The organism is Curtobacterium flaccumfaciens, assembly GCF_051548005.1.
Classification (GTDB): domain Bacteria; phylum Actinomycetota; class Actinomycetes; order Actinomycetales; family Microbacteriaceae; genus Curtobacterium.
On sequence record NZ_JBPUGH010000135.1, the window covers coordinates 1 to 9459 of the forward strand.

The window sequence follows — 9459 nt, forward strand, 5'->3', positions numbered from 1 at the left end:
GCGCCACAGGGCGATCGCCCCCTCGAGGGCCTGCACGTCGGTGGTCGACGCGAGCCGCTCGGCGCGCAGCAGTTCGACGTCCTCCGCGTCGCAGCCGAGCGCGTAGCCGGTCGCGGTGGAGCGGACGAGCCCGGCGGCGGTGCTGCGACGGAGGCGCGACACCATCGTCTGGAGGGCGGCGCGGGCGTCGCGCGGCTGTTCGTCCGGCCAGAGCTCGTCGACGAGCGACCCGGACGACAGCGTCTGACCGGGCGCGAGCACGAGCGCGGTGAGGAAGGACCGGGCGAGTGCGCCGGTGATGGGGGCCGGCTCCCCCGACGGCCCCTCGACCAGGACGGACCCGAGGACGGCGAGGCGTGGACGCGTGGTCACCCGAGTGAGTCTACGGAGCGCCCGGTCACCGCCGGGACTGCTTCTTCCCGAACGGCCCCGTCTGGGTGCCGACGTCCTCCGTCGCCCGCTTCTCCGACTCGATCATACCGCGCAGCGCGACGATCGCACTCGCCGTCACGGTGACCTGGGACGGGTTCGACCGGCTGGCGTCGAGCGCCTGCTCGAGCGTCGCGAGGGCTTCGTCCCCCTCCTCCGCCGGGCAGTCGCCGCGGACGACGCACGCGACCCGTCGCAGCGCCGCGGAGAAGGGCTCGGCGAACGCCGGGTCCGGCCGGCCGATGTTGTCCGCCACCGGACCGGAGCGCGCCACGAGTTCGGTGAGGTCCGTCGTGTACCAGGCGGCACGCTCGACGGCGCGGAACCGGGCCCCGTCGGTCTGCAGCCGTGCCCGCGAGCCACGGAGCGCACCACGAGGGTTCATCCGTCGGCTCTCCTGCGCGGTCGCGACCCGGTCCCGCACGTCCGCGATGGCCTTGTCCAGCCGCTCCTGCTGCCGGTCCCACGCGACGGTGTCGGGCTCCCCCTCGACGAGGGCGTCCGCGAGGTCGTCGAGCTGCTGTGCGAGCACGCCGTTGACCTGGTCGATGCGGCGTTCCGCGTCCCAGAAGTGCAGCGGCGGGAACACGGCGAAGTTCACGGCCAGGCCGATGGCGATCCCGATGGCCATCTGCACGATGTAGGCGAAGGAGTACCCCTCCGCGTTCCCACCCCCGACGAGCAGCACGAAGAGCGCGGCCATCGGCACCCACGAGTACCCCTCGCCGAGGATGCGGAAGCCGCTCACGAGGACGCCGAGACCGACCGCGAGCGCGACCGCGATCACACCGGGGTCGCCGATGAACATGGTCACCCAGGCGATCAGCACGCCGAGGGTGATGCCGACGAGCGTCTGCACGCCCGAGCGGATGCCGGCGAACACGGTGGTCCGCATCGCGACGATCGCGCCGAGGGGCGCATAGTACGGGTACTCGGCGGCGACACCGGGCGCGTACTTCGCGAGGACCCACGCGATCGTGGCGGCCAACGCGGCCTTCGCAGCGAGCAGCAGGCGCGGTTGGGTACCGGAGTCGCGGCTCCACCGCCAGATGCGGCGTCCGGCGCCGGTGATGCGTTCTGCTCGTGCCATGGCCTCGGTGAGGTTACGTGGGTGCTCCTGTGAGCGGTGCCGGTGCGGTCCGCGCAGCGCACGCAGCGGACGGGAGGCCCGTGGCGGCCCCGCCCCGCGCCTCCCGTCCGGCATCTGGTCGCGCGCCGTGCACGTGACCGCGCCGCTCCGCACCGTCGTGCTCGGAGTGCTCCGCCGTTCCGGACGCGAGAAAGCCCCCGCGACGATCGTCGCGGGGGCTCCCTCGTGGTGGTGCTGGTGACTACTTGGCGTCGTCGGCCTTCGTGTCGTCGGCCTTGGCGGCAGCCTCGGTCTCGACCTCGGCGGCAGCCTCGGTCTCGCTCTCGGTCTCGACCGGGGCGGACTCCTCGGTGGTCTCGGTCTCGTCGACCGGGGCCTCCTCGGTGGTCTCGTCGGCGGCCGGCTCCTCGACCGGGGCGGCGGCGGCCGGGGCCGCGTCGCGCTGCACCGGGGCGGGCTTGCCCGACACCGGCTCGAGGACGAGCTCGATCGACGCGAGGGGCGCGTTGTCGCCCTTGCGGAAGCCGAGCTTCGTGATGCGGGTGTAGCCGCCCTGACGGTCCTCGACCTGCGGGGCGATCTCGGTGAACAGCGTGTGCACGACGGACTTGTCGCGCAGGATGCTGATCACGCGACGACGGGCGTGCAGGTCGCCACGCTTCGCGAACGTGATGAGCCGCTCGGCGACCGGGCGGAGGCGCTTGGCCTTCGTCTCGGTCGTGGTGATGCGGCCGTGCGTGAAGAGGGCGTTGGCGAGGTTGCTCAGGAGCAGGCGCTCGTGGGCGGGACCGCCACCGAGGCGGGGGCCCTTGGTGGGCTTCGGCATGTCAGTTCTCCAGTGGTGAAAGTGGTGCGCGCTGACTCAGCACGCGTGCGCTCGCGCGCGAGGTCAGTTGTTGGACTCGTCCTCGTCGTACCCGCTGTAGAAGTGGGCGCCGTCGAATCCGGGGACGGTGTCCTTGAGGGACAGGCCGAGCTCGGTGAGCTTGTCCTTGACCTCGTCCACCGACTTCTGACCGAAGTTGCGGATGTTCATGAGCTGCGTCTCCGAGAGGGCGACGAGCTCGGACACCGTGTTGATGCCCTCCCGCTTGAGGCAGTTGTAGCTGCGGACCGACAGGTCGAGGTCCTCGATCGGGGTCTGCAGCTCGTTCGAGAGCACCGCGTCGACCGGCGCGGGGCCGATCTCGATGCCCTCGGCCGCCGTGTTCAGCTCGCGGGCGAGACCGAACAGCTCGACCAGCGTGCGGCCGGCCGAGGCAATGGCGTCGCGCGGCGAGATCGCCGGCTTCGTCTCGACGTCGACGACCAGGCGGTCGAAGTCCGTACGCTCACCGGCACGCGTCGCCTCGACGCGGTAGGTGACCTTGAGGACCGGCGAGTAGATCGAGTCGATCGGGATCTGACCGGCCTCGGAGAACTCCGAGCGGTTCTGCGTCGCCGACACGTAGCCACGGCCACGCTCGATCGTGAGCTCGAGCTCGAACCGCGCGGTGTCGTTCAGGGTCGCGATGACGAGGTCCGGGTTGTGGATCTCGACACCGGCCGGAGCGGAGATGTCCGCCGCGGTGACCTGACCGGCACCCTGCTTGCGCAGGTACGCGGTGATCGGCTCGTCGTGCTCGCTGGAGACGACGAGGCTCTTGATGTTGAGGATGATCTCGGTGACGTCTTCCTTGACACCGGGCACGGTGCTGAACTCGTGGAGGACGCCGTCGATGCGGATGCTGGTGACGGCCGCGCCGGGGATCGAGGAGAGGAGCGTGCGGCGCAGCGAGTTGCCGAGGGTGTAACCGAAGCCCGGCTCGAGCGGCTCGATGACGAAGCGCGAGCGGTGCTCGGAGATCGACTCCTCGGTCAGGGTGGGGCGCTGTGCAATGAGCACTGTGGGATTCCTTTCGGCGGAGTGTCCGCTATATGACACTCGGCGGTACGACGGGGCCGACCGGGCCCCGACGGGTCTGTTGAGTTGTGATCACGCGCACCGACGAGCCACGAACGGCTCGTCGTGCGCGATCGAACGACCAGGAATGGCCGGCCCCGCTCGTCCCGGTCAGGGAACGAGCGGGGAACGGCCGGTTGCTCCTCGCGTCAGACGCGGCGACGCTTGGGCGGGCGGCACCCGTTGTGCGCCTGCGGCGTGACGTCGTTGATCGAACCGACCTCGAGGCCGGCGGCCTGGAGGGAACGGATCGCGGTCTCGCGGCCCGAACCCGGACCCTTCACGAAGACGTCGACCTTCTTGACGCCGTGCTCCTGCGCCTGACGCGCGGCGGACTCGGCGGCGAGCTGCGCCGCGAACGGCGTCGACTTGCGCGAACCCTTGAAGCCGACGGCACCCGAGGACGCCCAGCTGAGGACGGCACCCGACGGGTCGGTGATGCTGACGATCGTGTTGTTGAACGTGCTCTTGATGTGGGCCTGGCCCACGGCGACGTTCTTCTTCTCCTTGCGACGCGGCTTGCGCGCGGCAGTCTTGGGGGTAGCCATGATGATCTCCTATCGGGCCTTCTTCTTGCCTGCCACGGTGCGCTTCGGTCCCTTGCGGGTACGCGCGTTGGTCTTGGTGCGCTGACCGCGCACCGGGAGACCACGACGGTGGCGGAGACCCTCGTAGCTACCGATCTCGACCTTGCGGCGGATGTCGGCGGCGACCTCGCGGCGGAGGTCACCCTCCACCTTGAAGTTGCCCTCGATGTAGTCGCGGAGGGCGACGAGCTGGTCGTCGGTGAGGTCCTTGACGCGGATGTCGCCCGAGATGCCGGTCTCGGCGAGAGCCTGGACGGACCGGGTACGGCCGACGCCGTAGATGTACGTGAGTGCGATCTCCACGCGCTTCTCGCGCGGGATGTCGACGCCTGCTAGACGTGCCATGTGCTGGCTGCTCCTGTGGTTGGTGGAGGTGTGGCGCAGTACCGGTGCCCGGGCCTCCGCCCCGAGGTGTCCCCCGCTGCCGGAGCCGCGGGTTCTGGTACTGCGTGTTCGGTGTTGAGTTGTGGGTCCTGCTGGGAGCTCAGCCCTGGCGCTGCTTGTGGCGCGGGTTGCTCTTGCAGATCACCATGACGCGGCCCTTCCGGCGGATCACTCGGCAGTGCTCGCAGATGGGCTTGACGCTGGGGTTGACCTTCATGGTTGGTTCCTCGTGCTCGCTGGCTTCGTGCCCGGCGGGTTCGCCGAGCCGTTCCTTTCCAGCTCGCGGATCACTTGTAGCGGTAGACGATCCGGCCGCGGGTCAGGTCGTACGGGCTCAGCTCCACGATCACGCGGTCCTCGGGGAGGATGCGGATGTAGTGCTGGCGCATCTTCCCGGAGATGTGCGCGAGGACCTTGTGTCCGTTGGTCAGCTCAACGCGGAACATCGCGTTGGGCAGAGCTTCGAGCACCGAGCCCTCGATCTCGATGACGCCGTCTTTCTTGGCCATAGCCTCACTGTCGCTTGGTTGGATTACCGGTGTGATCCCCGAGCCGGTCTGCGGGTCGGGCGCCACGCCCGGAGGGCATGACACACCAAAGATCGATCCTACTTGTCAGAGGCCGGATTGCCAAGTGCGGCCGGCCCCGACCCCTCGACCTGGGGCTTCCCGGTCCGACCCTGAACGTTCCACAGTGGTTGTCTGGCCCGTTCTGGGCCGTCTCGAGTGCTCCGGCCGTACCGTGTCACGGCAGCCCACCGAACGGAGAGAACCGTGCCGAAGACCCGCGGCCCCCTGGCCCGCCACGGACGACTGCCGCGTCACCGCGCCTGGGCGTCCGCCCTCGGCATCGTCGCGTCGGTCCTCGCCGTCGCCCTCGTCAGCGGCACCAGCGTCGCAGCGATCGCCGGCGGGACACTCGCCGCGAAGCCGAAGACGGTCGCTCTGAGCAAGGACGACCAGCAGGTCGCCGACACCGCCGACATCACCGCGATGCCGGGCGGGGCGAACATCCTGCTCATCGGCAGCGACACCCGCGTCGGGCAGTTCGACTCCGACGAGGACGTGCAGGGCGCCCGCAACGACGTCACGATCCTCGTGCACATCTCGCAGGACCACCAGCAGCTGACCGCGGTGAGCTTCCCGCGCGACCTCATGGTGCCGATCCCGGCGTGCAGCAACCCCGCGACCGGCACCACCTACCCGGCGTCGACCTCCGCACAGTTCAACACCGCGCTCGGCAACGGCGGGGTCTCCTGCGTGGTCGACACCGTGGAGAACCTCACCGGCCTCCGCATCCCCTACGCCGGCCTCATCACGTTCGACGGCGTCATCTCGATGTCGAACGCGCTCGGCGGCGTCGACGTGTGCGTGGCCCAGCCGATCAACGACACCTACACCGGACTGCACCTCACCGCCGGCGAGCACACGCTGCAGGGCTCCGACGCGCTCGCGTTCCTCCGCACCCGCCACGGCGTCGGCGACGGCAGCGACCTCGCGCGCATCAGCTCGCAGCAGGTCTTCCTCTCCGCGCTGCTGCGGAAGATCACCTCGGGCGACACCCTGTCCGACCCGGTCACGCTCTACCGCCTCGCGACGGCCGCCCTGCAGAACATGACCCTCTCCGACGGCCTGGCCAAGGCACGGAGCCTCGTCGGCCTCGCCACGACCCTCCGGGGCATGAGCACGTCGAACATGCTCTTCGTGCAGTACCCGGTCGTCGACGACCCCGCGGACGACGCGCGCGTGATCGTGTCGCAGGAGGCGGCGCACGTCCTCAACGTCGCACTGCAGACCGACCAGCGGACGTCGCTCTCCGACTCGACGACCGGACGCGCATCCGAGGAGTCGAAGAGCGCTGGGACGTCGACCGGCACGTCCTCCGGCTCGACGTCCTCCGGCTCGACGTCCTCCGGGTCGACCTCCTCCGGGTCGACCTCCTCCGGAGCCGCGTCGTCGGGGTCGACGTCGTCCTCGAGCGGGTCGCCGTCGGCCGAGCCGACGGCCAGCGCGACCCCGCTGCCGTCCTCGATCACCGGACAGAACGCGGACGAGCAGACCTGCTCCGTCGGCAACTGAGCCGACGGGGCGGGGACGAGCCGCGCCTCCCGGCCGGTCGGGTCGCGACCCGAAGACGGGCTGGACCGCCTGGAGGCCCGTCCTACGGGATCGGGACCGGCGTCACACCCAGGGCGGCCAGGCCCGCGGCGCCGCCGTCGGCGGCGGTCGTGACCCAGATGCCGGCGGCGTGCACGGCGACGGTGTGCTCCCAGTGCGCGGCGTCGGAACCGTCGAGGGTCCGGACCGTCCACTGGTCGTCGTCGGTCGAGCTGTCGATCGTCCCGGCGGTCACCATCGGCTCGATCGCGACGACCAGCCCGGGCTTGACCGCCGGCCCGGCGCCGCGGACGCGGTAGTTGAAGACGGGCGGGTCCTCGTGCATGGAACGCCCTATGCCGTGCCCCGTGTAGTCCTCCACGATGCCCCAGGCGCCGGTCTCCTCGATGGCGTCCTCGACCGCGGCCCCGACCTCGTTGAGGTTCCTCGCGGCGGCGAGGGCGGCGATACCGTGCCAGAGCGAGCGCTCGGTGGTGTCGCAGAGCTTCTGGCGCGCCTCGGTGACCGGAGCATCCCCACCGGGGACCACGATCGTGAAGGCGCTGTCGCCGTTCCAGCCGTCGACCTCGGCACCGGCGTCCACCGACACGATGTCTCCCGGCTGCACGACGCGGTCCCCCGGGATCCCGTGGACGACCTCGTCGTTCACCGACACGCACAGGGTGTGCCGGTAGCCAGGGACGAGCTGGAAGTTCGGCACGCCGCCGCCGTCCCGGATGGTCCGCTCAGCGATCGCGTCGAGCTCTCCGGTCGTCACTCCGGGCCGGATCGCGGCGCGGACGGCGTCGAGGGCGTGCGCCGTGAGGAGCCCCGGGCGCACCATGGCGCGGAGCTCCTCCGGCGTCTTGTAGAGGGAGGGCTTGCGGAAGCGGACCACGCGGGTCAGACGCCCGCGGTGAGCCCGCGCGACGCGAGCGCCGTCTGGATGCGGTCGCCGACCTCGTCGATGCCGCCGAGGCCGTCGACGTCCACCACGAGTCCGCGCTCGGCGTAGGCGCCGACGAGCGGGGCGGTCTGCTCGACGTAGACCTCTTGGCGACGACGGATCGTCTCCTCGTTGTCGTCGCTGCGTCCCTGGTCCTCGGCGCGCTTCAGGAGCCGACCGACGAGTTCGTCCTGGTCGGCGACGAGCTGCACGACGGCGTCGAGCTGCGTGCCCTGCTCGCCCAGCAGCGCGTCGAGGTACGCCACCTGGTTGAGCGTGCGGGGGTAGCCGTCGAGCAGGAAGCCGTGCTCGGCGTCCGCCTCGGCCAGCCGGGACTTGACGAGCTCGTTCGTCAGCTCGTCGGGCACGTACTCGCCGGCGTCCATGAGCTTCTTCGCCTCGACACCGAGCGGCGTGCCCTCGGCGACGTTCTTGCGGAAGATGTCACCCGTCGAGATCGCCGGGACGCCGAAGGCCTCGGCGATGCGGCCGGCCTGGGTGCCCTTCCCGGCTCCGGGAGGTCCGACGATGATGAGACGTGCGCTCAACGGAGAAGCCCTTCGTAGTGACGTTGCTGGAGCTGGGAGTCGATCTGCTTCACGGTCTCGAGGCCGACACCCACGATGATCAGGATGCTGGCGCCACCGAACGGGAAGTTCTGGTTCGCACCGAAGAACGCGAGGGCGCCCAGCGGGATGAGTGCGATCAGACCGAGGTAGAGCGATCCGGGCAACGTCACCCGGGTCAGGACGTAGTCGAGGTACTCGGCGGTGGGGCGTCCGGCGCGGATGCCCGGGATGAAGCCGCCGTACTTCTTCATGTTGTCGGCGACCTCTTCGGGGTTGAAGGTGATCGCGACGTAGAAGTAGGTGAACCCGACGATGAGCAGGAAGTACAGGACCATGTAGAACCAGTTGTCGCCCGAGGTCAGGTTCGTCTGGATCCAGGTCACCCATGCGGCCGGCGCCGAGCCGTCCGAGGGCTGGTTGAACTGCGCGACCAGGGCCGGCAGGTAGAGCAGCGACGAGGCGAAGATGACGGGCACGACGCCGGCCATGTTCACCTTGATCGGGATGTAGGTGTTGTTGCCACCGAACGTCCGGCGACCGACCATGCGCTTGGCGTACTGGACGGGGATCCGGCGCTGCGACTGCTCGACGAACACGACGGCCATCATGATGACGAGGCCCACGAGGATGACGAGCAGGAAGACCTCGAAGCCGTTCGACTGCTCGATCGCCCAGAGCGCGGACGGGAACTGCGCCGCGATCGACGTGAAGATCAGGAGCGACATGCCGTTGCCGATGCCGCGCTCGGTCACGAGCTCGCCCATCCACATGATGAGGCCGGTACCGGCGGTCAGGGTGATGACCATCAGCATGATCGCGTACCAGCTGTCGTTCGAGATGATCGACGAGCAGGAGGCCGAGGCGTTCGTGCCGAAGAGGGCACCGGACCGCGCGACCGTGATGAGGGTGGTCGACTGCAGGACGCCGAGCGCGATGGTCAGGTAGCGCGTGTACTGCGTCAGCTTGGCCTGACCGGACTGCCCCTCCTTGTAGAGGGCGTCGAAGTGCGGGATGACCACGCGCAGGAGCTGCACGATGATCGACGACGTGATGTACGGCATGATGCCGAGCGCGAAGACCGAGAGCTTCAGCAGCGCGCCGCCGGAGAAGAGGTTGATCAGGTCGTAGAGACCCTGCTGCGAGGACGCGCTGGCGAGACAGCTCTGCACGGACGCGTAGTCGACGAACGGGGCGGGGATGTACGACCCCAGGCGGAAGAGCGCGATGATCGCGAGGGTGAAGCCGATCTTCTTGCGAAGGTCTGGGGTGCGCATGATGCGCGCGACCGCTCTGAACACGAGGACTCCGAACTTCTGGGACCGGGGCCGTCGATCGCGACCGTTCCGGTGTCGGCCGGCAGGGCCGACCAGGCCGACGGACGTCGGCCACTGTCAAGGAAACCGTAACGGCGGCCCC

12 protein-coding genes are annotated in these 9459 nt (G+C 69.7%); 1 reads left to right on the forward strand and 11 read right to left on the reverse strand.

Going from position 1 to position 9459, the window contains the following annotated elements; all coding sequences use genetic code 11:
• From ACSW7Y_RS13835 to infA, 8 genes are all read right to left on the reverse strand, one after another.
• A partial coding sequence (locus ACSW7Y_RS13835; RefSeq protein WP_438126835.1) for an AfsR/SARP family transcriptional regulator occupies window positions 1-372 on the reverse strand: 372 nt, incomplete at its 3' end.
• Window positions 373-397: 25 nt separating this feature from the next.
• Window positions 398-1519: an FUSC family protein gene (locus ACSW7Y_RS13840; protein ID WP_438126836.1), complete on the reverse strand. Its 1122-nt coding sequence runs from the start codon at window positions 1517-1519 to the stop codon at window positions 398-400.
• A 241-nt stretch (window positions 1520-1760) separates the two neighbouring features.
• Window positions 1761-2345 carry a 50S ribosomal protein L17 gene (rplQ, locus tag ACSW7Y_RS13845; protein ID WP_438126837.1) on the reverse strand — a complete coding sequence of 195 codons (585 nt, stop codon included), beginning with the start codon at window positions 2343-2345 and terminating at the stop codon, window positions 1761-1763.
• A gap of 63 nt (window positions 2346-2408) precedes the next feature.
• Window positions 2409-3404 carry a DNA-directed RNA polymerase subunit alpha gene (locus ACSW7Y_RS13850; protein WP_058725394.1) on the reverse strand — a complete coding sequence of 332 codons (996 nt, stop codon included), beginning with the start codon at window positions 3402-3404 and terminating at the stop codon, window positions 2409-2411.
• A gap of 206 nt (window positions 3405-3610) precedes the next feature.
• Window positions 3611-4009, reverse strand: coding sequence for a 30S ribosomal protein S11 (gene rpsK / locus ACSW7Y_RS13855; RefSeq protein ID WP_017885507.1), 399 nt, complete (start codon window positions 4007-4009; stop codon window positions 3611-3613).
• 9 nt (window positions 4010-4018) lie between these two features.
• Window positions 4019-4393 (reverse strand): 30S ribosomal protein S13, encoded by a 375-nt coding sequence (gene rpsM / locus ACSW7Y_RS13860; protein ID WP_058725393.1) that lies wholly within the window; start codon window positions 4391-4393, stop codon window positions 4019-4021.
• A 139-nt stretch (window positions 4394-4532) separates the two neighbouring features.
• A complete protein-coding gene (rpmJ, locus tag ACSW7Y_RS13865; protein WP_022903266.1) occupies window positions 4533-4649 on the reverse strand; it encodes a 50S ribosomal protein L36 in 117 nt (38 codons plus the stop codon).
• Window positions 4650-4719: 70 nt separating this feature from the next.
• On the reverse strand, window positions 4720-4941 hold the full coding sequence (gene infA / locus ACSW7Y_RS13870; protein ID WP_017885509.1) for a translation initiation factor IF-1: 222 nt from the start codon (window positions 4939-4941) through the stop codon (window positions 4720-4722).
• A gap of 264 nt (window positions 4942-5205) precedes the next feature.
• On the opposite strand from infA, the gene ACSW7Y_RS13875 reads away from it, so the two are divergent.
• A complete protein-coding gene (locus ACSW7Y_RS13875) occupies window positions 5206-6510 on the forward strand; it encodes an LCP family protein (RefSeq protein ID WP_438126838.1) in 1305 nt (434 codons plus the stop codon).
• Between the two features lie 82 nt (window positions 6511-6592).
• Here ACSW7Y_RS13875 and map read toward each other — a convergent pair whose 3' ends face one another.
• From map to secY, 3 genes are read right to left on the reverse strand one after another with little or no spacing between them, the layout of a single operon-like run.
• The gene (gene map, locus ACSW7Y_RS13880; RefSeq protein ID WP_438126840.1) at window positions 6593-7372 is read right to left on the reverse strand and encodes a type I methionyl aminopeptidase; all 780 of its coding nucleotides are present in this window, start codon (window positions 7370-7372) and stop codon (window positions 6593-6595) included.
• Between the two features lie 59 nt (window positions 7373-7431).
• A complete protein-coding gene (locus tag ACSW7Y_RS13885) occupies window positions 7432-8022 on the reverse strand; it encodes an adenylate kinase (protein WP_438126839.1) in 591 nt (196 codons plus the stop codon).
• Window positions 8019-9341, reverse strand: a complete 1323-nt coding sequence (secY, locus tag ACSW7Y_RS13890) for a preprotein translocase subunit SecY (protein WP_412878993.1) — start codon at window positions 9339-9341, stop codon at window positions 8019-8021. The genes ACSW7Y_RS13885 and secY overlap by 4 nt, the downstream gene beginning before the upstream one ends.
• Window positions 9342-9459 lie beyond the last annotated feature (118 nt).